Source organism: Endozoicomonas sp. ALC013, assembly GCF_049310205.1.
In the GTDB taxonomy this organism is placed as follows: Bacteria; Pseudomonadota; Gammaproteobacteria; order Pseudomonadales; family Endozoicomonadaceae; genus Endozoicomonas.
This window is the reverse complement of record NZ_JBLYNS010000002.1, coordinates 16088-33019: the sequence shown is the minus strand read 5'-3', so window position 1 is coordinate 33019 and position 16932 is coordinate 16088. Positions and strand designations below refer to the sequence as shown.

19 protein-coding genes and 2 tRNA genes are annotated in these 16932 nt (G+C 50.3%); 8 read left to right on the top strand and 13 right to left on the bottom strand.

All coding sequences use genetic code 11. From position 1 onward, the window contains the following. Window positions 1-72: 72 nt before the first annotated feature. From ACO6V1_RS00790 to ACO6V1_RS00755, 8 genes are all read right to left on the bottom strand, one after another. A complete protein-coding gene (locus tag ACO6V1_RS00790; RefSeq protein ID WP_422459416.1) occupies window positions 73-1668 on the bottom strand; it encodes a flavin monoamine oxidase family protein in 1596 nt (531 codons plus the stop codon). A gap of 336 nt (window positions 1669-2004) precedes the next feature. Continuing rightward, on the bottom strand, window positions 2005-4830 hold the full coding sequence (locus ACO6V1_RS00785; protein WP_422449052.1) for a hypothetical protein: 2826 nt from the start codon (window positions 4828-4830) through the stop codon (window positions 2005-2007). Window positions 4831-5094: 264 nt separating this feature from the next. Next, complete coding sequence (locus ACO6V1_RS00780) at window positions 5095-5274, bottom strand: hypothetical protein (protein ID WP_422465438.1); 180 nt, start codon at window positions 5272-5274, stop codon at window positions 5095-5097. A gap of 104 nt (window positions 5275-5378) precedes the next feature. Continuing rightward, window positions 5379-5705 carry a type II toxin-antitoxin system HicB family antitoxin gene (locus ACO6V1_RS00775; protein ID WP_101748750.1) on the bottom strand — a complete coding sequence of 109 codons (327 nt, stop codon included), beginning with the start codon at window positions 5703-5705 and terminating at the stop codon, window positions 5379-5381. Continuing rightward, complete coding sequence (locus ACO6V1_RS00770) at window positions 5698-5952, bottom strand: toxin HicA (protein ID WP_422465437.1); 255 nt, start codon at window positions 5950-5952, stop codon at window positions 5698-5700. The genes ACO6V1_RS00775 and ACO6V1_RS00770 overlap by 8 nt, the downstream gene beginning before the upstream one ends. A 67-nt stretch (window positions 5953-6019) precedes the next feature. Continuing rightward, window positions 6020-7582 (bottom strand): FGGY-family carbohydrate kinase, encoded by a 1563-nt coding sequence (locus ACO6V1_RS00765; protein WP_422459420.1) that lies wholly within the window; start codon window positions 7580-7582, stop codon window positions 6020-6022. Between the two features lie 24 nt (window positions 7583-7606). Then, window positions 7607-9229, bottom strand: coding sequence for a glycerol-3-phosphate dehydrogenase/oxidase (locus ACO6V1_RS00760; protein WP_422459422.1), 1623 nt, complete (start codon window positions 9227-9229; stop codon window positions 7607-7609). 25 nt (window positions 9230-9254) lie between these two features. After that, the gene (locus ACO6V1_RS00755; RefSeq protein ID WP_422465435.1) at window positions 9255-10862 is read right to left on the bottom strand and encodes an FAD-binding oxidoreductase; all 1608 of its coding nucleotides are present in this window, start codon (window positions 10860-10862) and stop codon (window positions 9255-9257) included. Window positions 10863-11170: 308 nt separating this feature from the next. Here ACO6V1_RS00755 and ACO6V1_RS00750 point away from each other — a divergent pair, with 308 nt between their 5' ends. The 6 genes from ACO6V1_RS00750 (at window position 11171) to ACO6V1_RS00725 (ending at window position 14008) form a co-directional block, all read left to right on the top strand. Continuing rightward, a complete protein-coding gene (locus tag ACO6V1_RS00750; protein WP_422449039.1) occupies window positions 11171-11596 on the top strand; it encodes a VanZ family protein in 426 nt (141 codons plus the stop codon). A 175-nt stretch (window positions 11597-11771) separates the two neighbouring features. After that, window positions 11772-12491, top strand: coding sequence for an SGNH/GDSL hydrolase family protein (locus ACO6V1_RS00745; protein WP_422465433.1), 720 nt, complete (start codon window positions 11772-11774; stop codon window positions 12489-12491). Between the two features lie 199 nt (window positions 12492-12690). Further along, on the top strand, window positions 12691-12921 hold the full coding sequence (locus tag ACO6V1_RS00740) for a hypothetical protein (protein ID WP_422449035.1): 231 nt from the start codon (window positions 12691-12693) through the stop codon (window positions 12919-12921). Between the two features lie 180 nt (window positions 12922-13101). Continuing rightward, a complete protein-coding gene (locus ACO6V1_RS00735; protein WP_422449033.1) occupies window positions 13102-13542 on the top strand; it encodes a hypothetical protein in 441 nt (146 codons plus the stop codon). Window positions 13543-13652: 110 nt separating this feature from the next. Next, window positions 13653-13729: transfer RNA gene (locus ACO6V1_RS00730), tRNA-Pro, on the top strand. Window positions 13730-13931: 202 nt separating this feature from the next. Beyond that, a tRNA-Pro gene (locus ACO6V1_RS00725) sits at window positions 13932-14008 on the top strand. Window positions 14009-14077: 69 nt separating this feature from the next. Here ACO6V1_RS00725 and ACO6V1_RS00720 read toward each other — a convergent pair. The 5 genes from ACO6V1_RS00720 to ACO6V1_RS00700 all read right to left on the bottom strand — a co-directional run bounded on the left by ACO6V1_RS00720 (window position 14078) and on the right by ACO6V1_RS00700 (window position 16047). After that, window positions 14078-14938, bottom strand: a complete 861-nt coding sequence (locus tag ACO6V1_RS00720) for an aldo/keto reductase family protein (protein ID WP_422459426.1) — start codon at window positions 14936-14938, stop codon at window positions 14078-14080. Between the two features lie 214 nt (window positions 14939-15152). Then, entirely contained in the window at window positions 15153-15554 is a 402-nt protein-coding gene (locus ACO6V1_RS00715) for a type II secretion system protein (protein WP_422465431.1), read from the bottom strand. Continuing rightward, window positions 15535-15807: a hypothetical protein gene (locus ACO6V1_RS00710; protein ID WP_422465429.1), complete on the bottom strand. Its 273-nt coding sequence runs from the start codon at window positions 15805-15807 to the stop codon at window positions 15535-15537. The genes ACO6V1_RS00715 and ACO6V1_RS00710 overlap by 20 nt, the downstream gene beginning before the upstream one ends. Further along, a complete protein-coding gene (locus tag ACO6V1_RS00705) occupies window positions 15791-15979 on the bottom strand; it encodes a hypothetical protein (RefSeq protein WP_422465427.1) in 189 nt (62 codons plus the stop codon). The genes ACO6V1_RS00710 and ACO6V1_RS00705 overlap by 17 nt, the downstream gene beginning before the upstream one ends. After that, window positions 15976-16047 (bottom strand): type II secretion system protein, encoded by a 72-nt coding sequence (locus tag ACO6V1_RS00700; protein WP_422449565.1) that lies wholly within the window; start codon window positions 16045-16047, stop codon window positions 15976-15978. The genes ACO6V1_RS00705 and ACO6V1_RS00700 overlap by 4 nt, the downstream gene beginning before the upstream one ends. 238 nt (window positions 16048-16285) lie before the next feature. On the opposite strand from ACO6V1_RS00700, the gene ACO6V1_RS00695 reads away from it, so the two are divergent. Then, complete coding sequence (locus tag ACO6V1_RS00695) at window positions 16286-16525, top strand: hypothetical protein (RefSeq protein ID WP_422449025.1); 240 nt, start codon at window positions 16286-16288, stop codon at window positions 16523-16525. Next, the gene (locus ACO6V1_RS00690; RefSeq protein ID WP_422449023.1) at window positions 16518-16856 is read left to right on the top strand and encodes a hypothetical protein; all 339 of its coding nucleotides are present in this window, start codon (window positions 16518-16520) and stop codon (window positions 16854-16856) included. The genes ACO6V1_RS00695 and ACO6V1_RS00690 overlap by 8 nt, the downstream gene beginning before the upstream one ends. Window positions 16857-16932: the final 76 nt, after the last annotated feature.

The following is a 16932-nucleotide window of genomic DNA, read 5'->3' as shown; positions in this document are numbered from 1 at the left end:
TTCTGAATCGTCATCTAGAGTGACTGGAACAGGTTCCTCTTCAGGTGCTCTGGAACTGACCAATTCAGCGTGCTACACGGCAAAACGGGATAAATAGTCTTTTTCAATCCAGCGCGGACGTTCCAGTTGAAAATGTTCTTCCAGCATCAGTTCGGTGCTGGTCAATGCGCCCTCCACCCAGCCTTGCAGATCGGAATAAGAGTCACCGCAAATGTGAATGGGTAAACCGGGCAGGTGGCGCATACGCTTTTGAGTAGTCAGGCTCTTTTGTCCGGGCTTCCACAAACTGTATCCTCCCCCATAGGGGTCTTGAGACCAATCCATGTAGGCCGCAGTATAAGGTTTCGGAATGTATTTCAAGTCATGAAGCGCCTTGAGTTCCTTTTGGGCTTGCACAACCTGGTTATTGGTGGCCCGGCTCTCGTTGGGAAGAGGGCTCTGTCCCACCGGAACAAAGGGGTTCTCTGCTCCGGCAAACTCATTCCCTCTGGCCAGAGGATGCCAGTAATCCAGCACCCGGCCATCAGTATAGGCTGCCAGCAACAGGGCGTTGGTGTTGCCAGCTTTACCGGCAGGTCGATCCTCTTCTGTACCAAAATAATAGGACTGTTTGATCTGAAGGTCAGTCACCGACTTACCCCCTCTGATCCCGAGCACCTTCCACCAAGGGTAAGGGTAGCCAAGATAAAGTTTAATGGCCGGTTTTGAAATGACTGAGTCAATGTCCGACCGTATTTCGGGGGTGCGTAAATGAACTGAATCCTGATCCAGTAGCTCCAGTGAGCGTTTTGGTAACCCTAAAATGGCGTGCCGGGCATTAACCACCATTCTGGTACCCCGGGCATTCTCGAACACGAGTTTAACCCGGGTCTGTCCCTGCTGTTTAAATGGGGTTATGGCGCATAGCCTGTGACGGGAGTGGTACCGGCCTCCTTGATTAATAAATCCTTGCACCAGGGCTTCGGGTAATGATTGAAAGCCGGTTGCAATCATCCTTGAGGGAACATCCCAGCCCGGTGCATTATTTCTGAAGACATCCATCGCCACGGCGGCATTCCAATTGCGAAAAGGAGCGTCGTAACCCCCGGCATCATTGATCAGTTCAATCGCTTCTCTGGACAGTACCCAGTCCATCAGACTCCACCATCCGTACTCATAGAGCCTTTTTCCTTCCAGGGTATGGGATTGTCGGAAAGCTCTCCACTCATCAGGGGATGCACGGACGCTTTGAGGAACCAGTGTATCGATCACATATTGGATCAGTTCGCCAGGTGTTTTACCCCGCTCATTGAAACTCAGCCGGTAGGGGACTTTATCCGGATCACGAAAGTCCAGGTCACGGAGATGGTGGTTGCGCACAAAAGAAATATTGCCCTGTGTGCCACTGCCCGGAAAGTCAAGAGTGGGTAAGCCCAAAGCGTTGACCAGTTCCCGGGTCACTGCATGACTGGAAAAGTAGCGCATGCCCCCCAGTTCTGCCGGTACGTTGGGCATTCCGGGCATCTTGAGGGAGTAAAGACGGCCGCCAATCCGGTCACTCATTTCAAACAGGTCAATTTTCTGGTGTTCAGGAGCCGAAATTTTATCCCTTAAGCGCCATGCTGAATAAGCGCCGCCCACTCCTGCCCCAACAATCGCAATATCTGTCTCGTAGGCTTCCTGATTCATTATTTTTGGATATCCTGATCAATTGAGCCCGGTTGGTTGTTATGAAATCATGGGAGGAACCGGTTTGTTATCCATGATGCCAGCACGGGGAGCAACAGTGATGACCTTTCTGAAACAACGAAGTGATCCTGATTCATTCCAGAGTGCATATCTGACTGAAAAAGGGCATCACCAAAGGGGATATCGGCAGGGAAAAATAGTCATTAATGTAAATGATAGGCAGAAAATTGAGGATAAAAATTTGGTTTTGTGAGGTGAATAGCGGGGCTATTTGCCGAACAAAAGAGGATTTTTAGATCAATTTGCTGTCGCCGCACGACTGCATGGATGCAGGAGCTAGAGCAACGCAGGAGCAGTTGCCGTGTAGGGCAGTCTATTCTCGGTCAGCCTCCTGGAGGCGGATTTATGCCTGGTCGATACATTCTCGTACACCGGGGGGGGAGGGCGTTGTTGGCCAGGGGCAGGTTGTTTTCCAGTGTTTACCATGAAGTTGCTGCCCCCTTTTGCCATACTCGCTTGCTTGACCCCCATCGGTTCGTAAAGGCTATCGATGGATTCATCCTCGTTCAGTTCATCCGGACGGTCAGGGCGTTGTTGGCCAGGGTCAGGTTGTTTTCCAGTGTTTACCATGAAGTTGCTGCCCCCTTTTGCCATACCCGCCTGCCTGACCCCCATCGGTTCGTAAAGGCTATAGATGGATTCATCCTCGTTCAGTACATCCGGACGGTCAGGGCGTTGTTGGTCTGATTCTTTTCCAGCGTTCGCCATGGCGCTGCTGCATCCTGTTGCCGTGTTCTCCGGTCTGACTAACAGCAGATCGCAATGGTTCTGAGGAGGAGCAGGCAGTGGTCTACCAGTCATGGATCTGTCGTCGGGTTGCCACGGCATGGGGTGGTTACGGCCAGCCCTGGCCGATGATCTTTGGTTGCAATAGCGGTAGGTGTACACACCGATCAGCACAACAAACAACGCGCCCAGGGTGATACAGGCTAAAACGACAGTATTTAGATTTAGTGATTGCACTAACGGTGTTGATTTGGCAAAAGTGGCAGAATCCGGGGAGGAAAAGGTCATGCCTGGTGTCGTGGCCCCAGTTGTTGGGGGCGTTGTAAGTGTGATAGAACCCGGGCTGGAAACGTTCATGGTGGTGCCTGGCACCGTGGCCAGCGTCTCTGTGACAGGAGATGATGGAAGGGCATTAGTACCATTTGATGTATCAATACCAGTATTAACAGCTTGGCAATCCCGCGTTACCAATCGGCGGTCAAGATCTTCACAGAATAGAGTATTATTTAGCCAATGAATACACGCTTGGCGGTTGTATGTTTGCTTTATACCATTAATACTGACATTACAAATAACTGGGTTATCTCCTCCATTGATCTCCGGGGAGGGAGCATTATCAGTACTGTTAACGAAGCTGTTAATCACCGTAGTGTTGGCAGTACTTCCTTTTCCCTGAATGGATCCTGCGCCAATACCAGCATTTGCCTCTTTGCCTGAGGTTATCACCGTGCAGTTCACCGCTGTCGTGTCGATAACATTTGCTTTATTCTTCCTTGCTCCCACCCCAATACCGGCATTCGCCTTTTCACCTATCACCCAGCAGTTCACCGCTGTCGTTTTTATAACATTTCCCTCTATATCATTTCCGCCTGCCAGATATCCCGCCCCAATACCGGCATTCGTCTCTTTAATACCGGCATTCGCCTCTTTACTTGAACCTGAGGTTTTCACCGTGCAATTCACCGCTGCCGTTTCGATAACATTTCCTTTTCTCTGATGTCCCGCCCCAATACCAGCATTCGCCTTTTTGCCTGAGGCTCTCACCCGGCAGTTCAACGCTGTCGTGTTGGTAACAGTTGCAAGGTACGATCTTCCCGCCCCAATACCAGCATTTGAATACTCTCCGGAAGCTGACACCGTGCAGTCCACCGCCGTCGTGTCGGTAACAGTTGCATGGGACCTTCCCGCCCCAATACCGGCATTTGCATCCTCACCAGAGGTTGTCACCGTGCAGTTCAACGCTGTCGTGTTGGTAACAGTTCCTGTTAACTGATATCCCGCCCCAATACCGGCATCTGTTTTATTACCGGAGGTTTCCACCCTGCAGTTTGCTGCTGTTGTGTTGGTAACTGTTCCTTTGTTAATTTTGCCCACAGCAACAGCTGCGGTTGCATTTTCACCCCTGGTAGCAACGCAAGCACGTTCAACGTGAATATTGCTGATCCTGGCGTCGCCTGACATTTCACAAGCCGCTACCCCGGCCGGAGCTGTTGAATTTATATTGGCATCAATAAGACTCAGGTTCTCGATACTGCCCTCAGCGGAGAGGTGTTCTACCAGGCACCGGAAAAGGTTGCCAATGGTATGGCCATTGCCGTCCAACTTGCCGGTAAACGGATGGGTTTTATTACCAATGGGTTGGGTTAACTGGCTACCATCAATATCTTTAGTCAGTTGATATTTATTGCCGCATGATTCCACATCATGGCAGACCCTGCTCAGAGTCTCGGCATCCGCCACCTTAACCCAGGGGGCGGTGTCAGAGGTGGCTGCTGGTGCTGATCCGCCGACCGAGGAAAGGCTGGCCAGAGCTCCCAGTGCCAGGGACGTTTTTGGTAACTGGCCAGCCCGGTGTGTTGTGGTAACGGGTTTACCGGGCTGTTGTCGTGGGTTCTTTGAGGTTTTTCTGGTGTTGTTTTTAGTGTTTTCCGGGGGGGCGTCCGGTGTATTTTCCCTGTGCGTGCCAGGTTCGGGTACCAAACCGGCGTGGGCAGTGACCGAGTTAAACTGATCGCTGGCAAACTGCCCCGCGACCGCAAGGTTGACAAGATAGCCCAGCGCATTATTGATTGTCGGAGGCAGGTTGGCACAGGCTGCTATCGCCCGTCCTGCCAGTGTGATGAACTGCAGGTAATCACTGGTCTGGCCATCACGGCCCGGGAAATCAATGCCAGCAGCAGAGTCAGCAACATCCGGTACTGGCGGCCGGGAATTGGTTGGGTCATAGTGGGGGTTTAGCGACTGAACAAATGCACTGACTGCGGATTGGGCCACCCCAAACCCTCTCCATTGGCCCTCTGGTTGTGTGGTCGGGGTTGTCACCGGTTGCGGGTCAATGGTAGTGCCTGCCGAGGGTACGCCTGGTGGCCGTATCAAAACCAATACCTCATAACAAAGTTGTTTACGGCGATATCGATCCACTGTCTTGCAGAGTAAATACCCGGAGGAGCGAAACAGGTGGACCTTTAACGTTTAACTGCTTTTGACGTGTAATACTGACGCTGTACGTACGCTACTCGAGAAGAAATAATAGCCAGTGCTATAGCAGTGGTGAGAATTGTTTGAATCACATACGCCTTTTTTTACTATGAAAATGCAGATATCTGTTGATTAAATCGGGGCTCCAGCGCTGGACATATATTATCCTTCAGATTGTTGGCCGAGGTCATGTTCTTTTCCGGTGTTCGGCGTTGAGTTGCCCGCTGTTGCCATATTCGCCTGCTCGACCAACACCGGTTCAGCGGATTGATACTCGGTCAGTACCTGGTACACAAGGCTGTCAGAAAAAACTGTGTCATTATGAATCTTGAATGTGTTCAAAAAGAAAGTCCTGACACCAGCTCCCCTCTAAAGGGGATATCGGCAGGGAAAAATAGTCATTAATGTAGATGATAGTGAGGACAAAACCATTTGCCTTCAGCTGCTCAGTGCAACTTGCTGGCAATATAACGGTTCAAACTTACACCGGATTCTGCCGCCTGAATAACCAGATGTCGATGAGTTTCCGGTGGTACTCTTAGCAACACTTTGCCGCTGTAGTCCCTGATGGAAAAAGGCTCCGGGATTGTCTCGTTAGCCGCTTGCATATCCGCCACGGTGTCTGATACCAGTTTCCGAATACCGTTCAGCGCTGCTATCTGGTCTTGTTCCAGCCAGCTCAGGCCGGGAAACTCAGAACACAAGCCCACATATTCCTGATCTTCTTCAGACCAGGTGACCCGATAGGTGTATTTGTCGGTGGATTTATTCATTGCTTTCTTGCTCCATACGTTCTATTGCCTGCAACACTTGTCTTACCTGATAAGGTTTTGCCTTGCCCTTGCTGTCCTGAATATTCACCCTTGGATCCCCTTGCCAGGGAGTTCTGTAAACCCGATGGCTTGAACCTGTTTGTCGGGGAGCCCCAAAGTATGCATCGCAGACTTTACATAAATCCTTGAATCTGATGCCCTTGGGGTTTTTGCTCATCAGTTCGAGAATATCAGATATACTTGCCATTAATTGATAGTAGCACTATTGATACTGATTTCAATACCCCTAACAAGTCAAAAAAGTCAAAAGGAACTTAATGTTTCGGATAACCAGTAATATCCCGAATGGATTTATACAGCGGCTGCAGGCGTTTATAGATCTTTTTATAAACCTCATTGTACAAACGGTCATACAGCTGCATGGTTGGCAGGTCCGGCTCAAACACATCGCCTACCCGGGTCATTTTATCAATGGCTTCGTTATAGTCTTTATGAATGCCAAGGCCGACACAGCAGTTAATGGCTGCCCCAAGGCCGGAAGCTTCGTAGGTGTGTGGCCGTTCTGCCTCCATGCCAAAAATATTGGCCGTCAGTTGCATGGCGGCATCACTCTGGGATCCACCACCGGAGACCCGTAGCCGGGTGATCGGTGTGCCACTGCGTTTTTCAATCTGCTCTTTACCAGATCGCAGTTCGTAAGCCAGTCCTTCCAGAATCGCACGGTAAATATGCGCCCGTTTATGAACATCGCCAAAGCCAATAAAAGCGCCTTTGCCTTCAGGGCCGGGTTGACGTACGCCCGGGGACCAGTAAGGTTGCATCATCAAGCCCATTGAGCCCGGTGGTACCTGGGTTAACAGGGCATCGAAAAGCTGCTCGGGCTCTACACCCAACTCTTTTGCTTTACGCTGCTCGGCCTGGGCCAGCTCATTTTTAAACCAGCTGACCATCCAAAAGCCCCGATAAATCATCACCTCAGTGTTGTAACGCTTAGGCATCGCCGCTGTGTAGGGTGGAATAAAGGGAACTGTTTCAAAATATCGGGACGTTGTCGTACTGATGGTGGCTGTAGTGCCAAAACTCAAACAGCCAATATGAGGGTCAACACCGCCTGCGCCCAGCACTTCGCAGGCCTTGTCGGATGAGGCTGCGATCATTGGTAACCCCGCAGGCAGACCGGTATGCTCCGCAGCTTCAGCCGTAATATGACCTAACCGCTCGCCGGGTTGTACCAGTTCCGGCAACATGTGTCGTCTGGCGGCCAGCAGTTGCCATTTCAGATCGTGCTTGCCAGCCCATTTCTGACGGCGATAGTCATAGGGCAGATAACCGGCCACTGAACCACAGGCGTCTTTCATTTCGCCAGTCAGCTGATAGGTCAGGTAGCCGGATAAATTTACATAGTAACGGGTCTTCTGCCAGATATCGGGCTGATGTTGTATGATCCAGTTATCACGGGCTTTGGCGCGCAGATCTTCGATCAGGCTGGTCAGGCCGATGGTCTTGATTAACAGTCCCCAGAGGCCGCCAACGGGCTTTTCCGGTTCGGCTTTACGCTGATCCATCCAGACAATGGCGGGTCTCAAAGGCTTTATATCTTCATCCAGGTTAATCATGGTGTAGCGCTGTGTGGTCAGTGCCATACCTTTGATCTGCCCGGGCGATACAATGCCCTCGTCCCATAACGCTTTACAGGCTTTTCCAAGCTGTTGCCAATAGTAGTCAGGGTGCTGTTCTGCCCAGCCGGGGTGTTGTGAAAAATAGGCCTCCAGCGCAACTTTGCTTTTGGCGATCTCATTGCCGACACTGTCAAATACCAGGGCCCGAATGCTCTGTGTGCCATTGTCGATGGCCAGCACATAGTCTGAATCACTCACTACACACTCACTTCTTGTTTCTTATTATCGAGTATCAGCGTTCTTGCGCCGTTTCGGAATACTGTAATAAGTGTTCCAGATGGATTGATAACGGGTGACTTCCTGTTGCCACTGCTGCTCGCTCCAATCCAGTTCTTCCTGGCAGATGGCCTTGATTCTGTCGGCAAAAATCAGGCCTCCCTGTTCCAGCAGCAAGCCCAGGCGGGTACGGCGGAGTAGAAGATCATCCAGGTGCACAACGGCTTCGTTGCCGGCCGACCAGCGCAACTCGGCCCAGAGGGCACGGGCACCGGGAATAACGTCCTGTTCATCGGGTTGGATCTGTGCCAGTAAACGATCAGCGTCCATGCCGTAATGGCCCCGGATACGTTTCTTTAAATAGTCCGGCAGCTTGTTAAACAGAGAACTGTCAGGCTCGTATTGAGTAAACATCTCCGCGCCAGTATCACTGAAATCAACGCCGGGCAGGTACTCTTCAGCTGCTTTTAATACATCCAGGGCAATCAGCCGGAAGGTGGTCAGCTTGCCGCCACTGATGGTCACCAGTCCGTTATCGTTCCAGATACTGTGGTCACGTTTTTCTTTTGACGGGTTCAGTGTCCCGGAGCTGACCAGTGGGCGTACACCGGCCCATGAAGAGATAATATCCTGTTCGGTTAACCCGGCTTTCGGGAACTGGGAACAGGCGGCTTTCATCAGGTATTCCAGTTCATCACGGGTCATGGCTACTTCATGGTTGCCAATAGTGCCGTTGTCCAGGTCGGTTGTCCCGACCACGGTTCTGCCTTCCCAGGGGTAAATAAATATGGGTCGTTTATCATCCGGGTGCATGGCGGTGTATGACTGAGCCACCGGCAGTCGCCAGCCAGGTACGACAATATGGCTGCCACGGGCAGGGCGAATATGCTGCTCTGAGGTCATCTCACCCCGAAGTTGATCACCCCAGGCACCTGTGGCATTGATCACCACTTTGGCTTTCACCGGCATTACCTGACCGGTTTCGGTATCCTTCAGTTGAGCACCCGTCACCTGACCATTGTGTTTAATCAGCGCATCGACACCAACATAATTTATTACCGTAGCACCGTCTTTCTGAGCTTCGCGCAAAACCCGGATAACCAGGCGTGAGTCGTCGGTAATGGCATCGGCAAACTGGGTGGCACCGAGCAGCTTGTGCGCATTAATGAGTGGGCTCAGGTTTTCAACGTCGTGTGATTTATGAAATTTACGGTAACGCTTACCGGCAAAAAAATCATAAATACGCAGCAGAATATTGAAGACCAGCGGCCCTGGAAACCCACCTTTGTAATGGGCCATCAGATAGCCCATTTGATCAACAAGGCCGGGAGCCTCTTTCATCAGGCGTTCCCGTTCGGAAACTGAGTGCATGGTGGTTTTGATATCGCCGGAAGCGATGTAGCGTAGGCCGCCATGGATCATTTTTGATGAACGGCTGGAGGTTCCCCAGGCGAAATCCTGACGATCAACCAGCAGCACCTTCAGGCCCCGGCGTGCCGCTTCACGGGCAATGCCAGCACCGGTGATGCCGCCACCGGCCACAACGATATCCCATTCTTTGTCAGTATTGTTTTTTAACGCTTCCAGTAACTGATTCCGGTTACCTGTCTGCCAGGATTTCTGCCACATGGGTTGGGTACCTGATTAATTCAACTTATTCGCTGTCCCGGAGTAACACGCCGGGGTTCAGTCGTTTGTCCGGGTCAAAGTCATGCACCAGGGTGGCAATCATCCGCATCCCCAGCTCACCTTTTTCTGTCGGCATATAAGGCGCGTGGTCACGGCCAGTGCCATGCTGGTGGGAAATGGTGGCATAGCCTTGGGCAATCACTTCAGAGGTTTTGGCCTTCAGTTTTTTCCAGCGTGCCAGAGTGGCTTCGTAGCTGTCAGCGCAGCGGAAGAAATAGGTGGTATAGATACTCGACCCCTGACCGTAGATATGGGAGAGGTGAGTGAATGCCATGACATTTTCCCCTTCATCCTTTAAGGCGTTTTCCAGGCTCGCTTCCATCTGATGCATCAGGCTGTCCACATTCTCCCAATCGGTGGAGGTCTCCAGTGTATCGACTGCTATGCCCCGTGCCCAGGTGGTTTCCCGCAGATAAGGGAATTTGAAACGGCCATGTGCCCAGATGGTGCCCATGATATTGGCCAGTGCACCACCAACACCGCCATGTTTTTTCAGAATCTTGCCCAGCTGTTTCAGGGCTACTTTATTTTGGTATTCAGAGCCGGTCACGCCAAAGGTCAGCATGCAGCGATTGTCGTCCAGCCCGCGAAAACGCAGATAGCCATCCAGCAGTTTGAACTGTGTCAGTGAGGTACCAAGATGAGCGTGGGCGCGGGCCTCTTTAGCGTTGCTGACCCGCATCATGGAGAGCGGGATCTTCTGCTGTGCAACTTCCCGGGCGACGGCTTTACCTGCCTGCCAGTTTGGCATAAAGCAGACCATAAAATTTTCTTCTTCTGCTGCACGTTGTACGCGTACTTTCACTTCGGTAAAGATACCCAGGCGGCCTTCGGTGCCCATGGTGAGCTCACGAATGTCCGGCCCTGCGGAAGAGGCGGGAATCGAAGGAATATCCAGTGTGCCCTGCAGGGTTTCCATACGGCCACCGGCAAACATCTGTTCAATACGGCCGTAACGGAGTGACTGTTGGCCTGAAGAGCGGGAGGCGATCCAGCCGCCAATGGTGGACAGTTCCCAGGATTGGGGATAGTGCCCAAGGGTATAACCCCGTGCCTGCAGCTGTGCTTCAACCTGTGGTCCGGGAGTCCCTGCACCAAAGGTGGCAATCTGGCTCTCTTCATTCAGATCCATTAACTGGTTCATGTGACCCATATCAATGGTCAAAATGGCTCTGGTATTTTTCTGTGGCGTGATGTGTCCGGCAACGGATGTTCCACCGCCATAGGGAATCACAATAAAATCGTGCCGGACCGCAAGGGCAAGAAGTTCGCGAACCTGTGCACTGGTTTCCGGATAGGCGACACCGTCCGGAAAAACCCCAAAATCACCACTGCGCATGGCCAGCCAGTCCGGAAAGCTCTGGCCACGGGCATGGCGAACCCGATCTTCTGCAGCAGTGACAATCAGTGGATGTTCAGGCAGACGGGACGCTGGTACCCTGGCTACCACACTCTCCAGGGTGGCATCTTTCAAGGGGGTCGGTTCGCCGATAATACGGCGAATCAATGCATCCCCATGGTCGGAGACTTCCTTAACGTAACTCTCATCACCCCAGCCATTCCAACGGCGCATGGTCTACCCCTGTTCTTTTTATTCTGCTAATGCGCATAACTGCCATATAGAGCCAGGAAGCAGCTAACGCTTATAAACTGACGACGGTGTCTGTTTTTAGAGTTGCTAATGTAGCAAGTTGGGTTGTTATATTTCAACAATCAGTAAGGAACAAACCATACAATATCGTTAATGACAAAGACTCCAATGTTTATGATTGAGTGGAGGGGTAAGCTTAACACCAGGCCTTAAACAGGAATGTTAAGTGCCATCAACCCCAACGCCCATTGGCCGATGACCTGTTACAACCTCTAACTCAGGGCCATCCAATGAATGAACTGATTACTTCACTTCAGGCAACTCCCCCTTCAACCTGGCAAATCCTCTCTTTGTGTGCCCTGGCTTTTGCCCTGTTTATGTCATTGATACCTGGCAAATGGGACCCCACCCGTTTTATCAATGATAAGGTGAAACATGTGCTCACCTTTATGGTGCTCTCTCTGCTGATCGATCTGGCATTTCCAGCGGCCAGCGTCTGCTGGTGGAAACCGGCAGGGCTGATGGCGTTTGGCGTGTTTATCGAGGTCTGTCAGCACATGACCCGTTATCGCCGTTTCAGTTTTGGCGATATTATTGCCAATGGGGTGGGTATCGGGCTTTATATGGGGATCAGTCTCGGTATCCCTGCATTGGTCGCCTCTGAAGGTGGCTGCCAGCCCTGGCCTGAATGTATGAGTGTGTTGTTTAACCTTTAGCCATTGAAAAAGTGAACCTGGTCCTTGAGCAGGGCCAGCCACCTGTTTCTGTGACCATAAGCTGACAAGGCTTGGTCAGCATGGATTTGCCATTGTTTTCCTGGTCTAAAGTCTGCAAAATCACCGGGCATCGGTTTAAATGAATCAACAATAAAAATGCACAACGGCTATTTTGATGTTTGAACTTATTGGATTGGTAAGCACCGTTTTATGTTGTCTATTGCTTCTTTCTATCGCAATCTGCCAGGGCGTCCATTTAAAAAGAAGTGCACTTCGCCTGCCCGAGGCCAGTGGTAAACGGCTGCAGGCCAGAGGCTCGGATTTTTCAATTGTTCATGTGGGTGAAAGCCCTGTCGCCGGGGTGGGGGTGGCAGAGATAAGACAGGGGCTGACCCACCAGGTTATCAGGAACCTGACTCAGGATCGGGGTGTGGAGTTTGATTGGGAAATACTGGCAAAAAATGGTGCCAGAGTGTTCGACTCATTAACCTTTGAGGCGACCATTAAAGAACCGGATCTGTTGATCATCAGCTTTGGCGTCAATGATACGACCAGATTTACCTCAGGCTCGGAATTCAATAAACATATGCAGGCGTGTGTCCATCGCTTTGCTTCCGACAATACCAGGGTATTTATCACATCAATTCCAAAGATCAACCGGTTTCCCCTGATTCCAGCCCCATTAAGCTGGTTGTTGGGAGCAAAGGCCTACTTGCTGGACAGACAGTTGCAGAAGCTTTGCCAGCAGGAGGATTGGACGTATATCCACAGTGGCACGAATCCTGACGCTTCGTTGATGGCGGAAGATGGTTATCACCCTAATGAGTCAGGGTGTCAGGTCTGGGCAGGAATCATTGCGGACAAGATAATAGATACCGGAAGCCACAGGGTTTAACGACTAATTAATTGCCAGGTATTGATACGTATCAATATGCGTATTGATAATTTGTCTAATAATCAGCCTGTTGATTGGTCATTGACTGTCACGATTCTGTCATCTTTTCAGTGTTAATCTGCCCTTGTTGATGGCATTAACAACACCAATAAAAGTGATCGTGCACAGTCAAAATTAAGAACGGAAACTATCATCAGCAATGTTGAGAATTGAGAAATATACGCTCAGAGATGGGCAGGCAGGTTGGCAGGCGCATCTGGTAAAACCTGATTGTTCGAAAATACACGAAACTCGTCGTTTTAGCTATTCAGACTACGGCGACCTTGCATTTCAGGAAGCATTAGACTGGCTTGAGCGTCAGTACTATCAGCCCGTTGCCAATGATTCCAGTGATCAATGCCCGGTGCTGGCCAGAAACGAATCACACTGAGTTTTTTATCTTCAGGGAATGGAGTGTTTGCTATGGATGGCAACTTTTACCGGGAGAAAGAAAAAGCATTTCGCCACAAATCTTCAGCTCTTGCCTTGCATTGCTAATTTTTACCAGTCAGGTAGAGTTGGAAGCGCGTATAAGCAAATATATATTGCCTGAAAAAAAGGGGGTAGCGACATGTCCCGGACAATAAAAGGCTTGATAACGGCTATTATGGCAACAGTATTGTTGCAGACCAATACTGCGGCTGCAGCCCAGAATGATAACCATGTCTACGCCGGGTTGGGCTGGACCGTAAAGCATGGCTGGATACCCTCAGCCATTATCGGAGTTCGTAGCGTCGATGTGGATGGTATTAAGGATGTAACCGGTGTTGATCTTTCCCTCTCTTATCACTTCACCGATGGCTTTGATAAGTTCCTCCTGAAAGGTGTTCGGGGTGAGATTGACTGGCAGGCGGAATTAGGCGCTGGCTATGATTTTCAGGGACAGTCTCTGCTGGTGATCGGTGGTGTGCAGGGTCGTCTGGTTAATTATTCTGTGGATGTCTCTCTGAATGGTGATATTGATGCTGGCCTGACAATCAATAGCATTGATAAATATGACTGGGAGCCATAGTTATTAAATTGACCATAAAAACCTCAATGGCAGTTGACGGCGTTCGGAAAATAGGGATAATACGCATCCACTGGCTCAGCGCAACGTCGGTTGCAGTAGCGGTGAGTTAACGGGGTATAGCGCAGTCTGGTAGCGCGCCTGCTTTGGGAGCAGGATGTCGGGAGTTCGAATCTCTCTACCCCGACCAGATCAGGTAAAGCCCATGCTCTTGAGTATGGGCTTTTTTGTTGCCTGAAGTATATTCCGCAGCTAATTTGCGGAAATCACCACTGTAAAAAGATGGGTGGTTTGCTAAAGTATCAACCGTTCCGGTATGGCGGTGTTTCAGGAAGTATCACTGTCCATGATGTCCGGAACACTGTTTTTATTCATAACCTGGTTATGAATTTCGGGGTATAGCGCAGTCTGGTAGCGCGCCTGCTTTGGGAGCAGGATGTCGGGAGTTCGAATCTCTCTACCCCGACCAGATTTGTTTTTTTATTGGCCAGCATCATGCTGGCTTTTTTTTTTTATTTTCAGAGATGTCGCCTGAATTTTAAGCCATCAGTTGTTCTATCATATTCACTTCATCATCCGTCAGTGGCGTCTGCAAACAATTCAGATCCTGTTGCATGTGTTTTGTATCACTGGTGCCTGTTAAGACAATCATCCCCATTTTTAATGCTGCCTGAAAAATGACCTGTGGTCCGGTTAATCCTGTCCTCTTCATAATGGTCTGACATTCAGGCATTGCCAACAGTTGGGTGTTGGCTGTCAGTAACGAAAACCCCTGGTAAAGAATGTTATGTCGATGGCATAGCGCACGGATATTGGCGTCCCATCCGGTTCTGGCAAAGCAGCGGTTCTGCACCAGCATGGGCTTGATCGCCGCATGGTGGTTCAGGAGCTCCAGCTGTTGGTGATTTACATTGCTGACCCCCAGAAGTTTGATTTGGCCGGACCGATAGAAGCCTTCCATTGCTTCCCAGACGGCAAAGTCCCGGTCACTGAGTCCATGTGACCGGGATGGACCATGCAGCAGATAAGCATCAAGGTAATCCGTGTTCAAGTGCTCCAATGATGAGAGAAGGGACTGCTCAACCTGAGTTTTGGTATCGGCTTCAGGATGGTAGGGCAGACGGTTGTCCTGTCCTTCAGCGTAGGTAAATTTCGTTTGCAGGAAGAGGTCTTCACGGCACTTGCCACTGGTTTGGTAAAAGTTCTGCAGAGCTTCCCCAACCCCTTGCTCAAAATAATGTTTGCGCTGATTGGCGGTGTCTATGGCTGTGAAACCGTTATTCAGGGCTTTCAGTGTCAGCTCGGAGGTGGCCTGTTCTTTCCAGGCCGTGCCATAGATAAAACGGGGAACACGGGTATCGTGCAGCGTAAACGGATGGGTTTCCTGTTGTTCGGTCATCTCCTTGCCTCCCCTGGAAATTATTGGCGATATTATGACTTGTCTGGATTCGGTTCAAGCCGCTTCCCTAATACGGGTGAAATGACGTTATAAATATCCCTTGCTACACTGTAAAAAAAGGAGTTTTTTGCATGTACAGGGAGCGTAGTTTTGCCCAAGATATCTTCTGCTGTAAAAATACCAAGGGTGCCTGAGCCGGTAGAAGGAATTCAGGTCAATTGCTGCCAGAACCCCATCTGCAAAAACTTCCAGATTCCCCCATCCATCCCCGACCCCGAAAAAGTACGTCGAAACACTGATGACCAATACCGGGTAAGTGGCTCAGCAATGGTGAAGAAGTCGGCGTAACCTGCTGTACCACAAACCACGAATAGCCCAACTGCTGCCGATGCTCCGCCCGCTGCCCAATCACCACACGCCACGGTTCCGCGTAGGCAGAGTTCAAATAATAATGAGCAACTTGTGCGGCAAGCAGCCTGGTGCGCACATGCCGGGTTTGTTTGGCGGTATTTCCGTCAGTCAGCACCAACATGGCAGCAGTAGCAGAAAAAATAACCAAAGCCACCATCACTTCCATCAGCGTGAGCCCTTTGTGCTTACTCCATGATAGCAACATCAGATAAACCGTCGCTGCCTATAGTGATACGCTTGGCATCACCAGAGCCTGAGATACTTAATTGAAAAGGCGTCACCTGTCGGTCACGAAAGAAAACCAGATCAGGGATAACGGCTTCGCCAGTGTTAACTGGCTCCTGGAAATGGCTCACGCTCAAACGGACCAACAGATTTTCCGGTAGGCGGTATGGCTGAAAAGAGGGTTCTGCAACAGGCTGCCAGCGCATACGATTGTCATTAAGCTGCCACCACATAAAGATTCCCATCGTCAATCGACAACCCCAGCTCACGGTTTTGCGCCACCGCTTGATCCCTGGCGCTGGTCATCATCACGATCAGCCGCTGCGCCTGGGCAGCGGGTAAATTTTCATGGTGGTTCTGAAGCCGATTGATTAAGGTAAGGCTGAGTAAGACACCCGTAATCACAACCACACCAGTAGCTCGATGAGAGTGAATCCTTTCTGGCCTGTTGATTCTGAACAGCCCGGTATCATAGTGACATCTTTACGTTATTATCATTACTTTGTAGCAGTTATGGTAATGCATCCTGCATGCGGGTAACACCGGCAAATTCACTCTCCATAGCAAACACTGAAGTTCTGAGACTCAATACTCAGCACTGGCAGCCTGCCAACCAATGAAAAAGCGACCCAATGAAACTTCACAACCCTGAACACCAAATCGAATATGGTCTATAATCAGTCTATTAATAGACCATTAAAGGAAAAGTCCATGGAAACCCAGACGTTAAGCTACCTGAAGCAAAATGCCGCCAAACTCAATGTGGATGATGGCCCGCTGAGAATCACCCAGCATGGCTTGCCGGTTTATCGAATCTACTCCGAACAGGAAGCCAAAATGCGGGATGAAGCCATTGCCCTGCTTAAGCTGGTCAATCGGGCAGAACGAGACATACGCCAGGGCGAAACCCTATCCACGGAAGAGGCGATCCAGAGATTACGTAATGAATGAGCCGGTCATCGTAACAATCACTGAAACCGGTTTTCAAACCCTCAGTCTGTTAAAAGGCTATATGAGTGCTTTTTTTGAGGAAGAAGAGTTAAACGCACTGTTGACTGAGCTACTTATCAACACAGAACAGCGGATAAAAGAAGTTGCTATACGCCCGGTATGCCCGGAACTGGCACTGATTGGCATCCACGACTACTGGCAACTGAACCTGATGCAGAACTACAAAGTGATTTATCGTTTTGATGAATCAACAGGGACGGCATTCATCATTGCTTTCATGAGGCAAAAACAAAGTGCTGAAAAACTATTGGTGGATCTGGCGTTGATGTGAAGGAAGAAAGGCTTCCATGCCGAATATGGAAGCGATACTCAGGGTGCTTTATTTCATCTCTAAAGGCACAACTTTT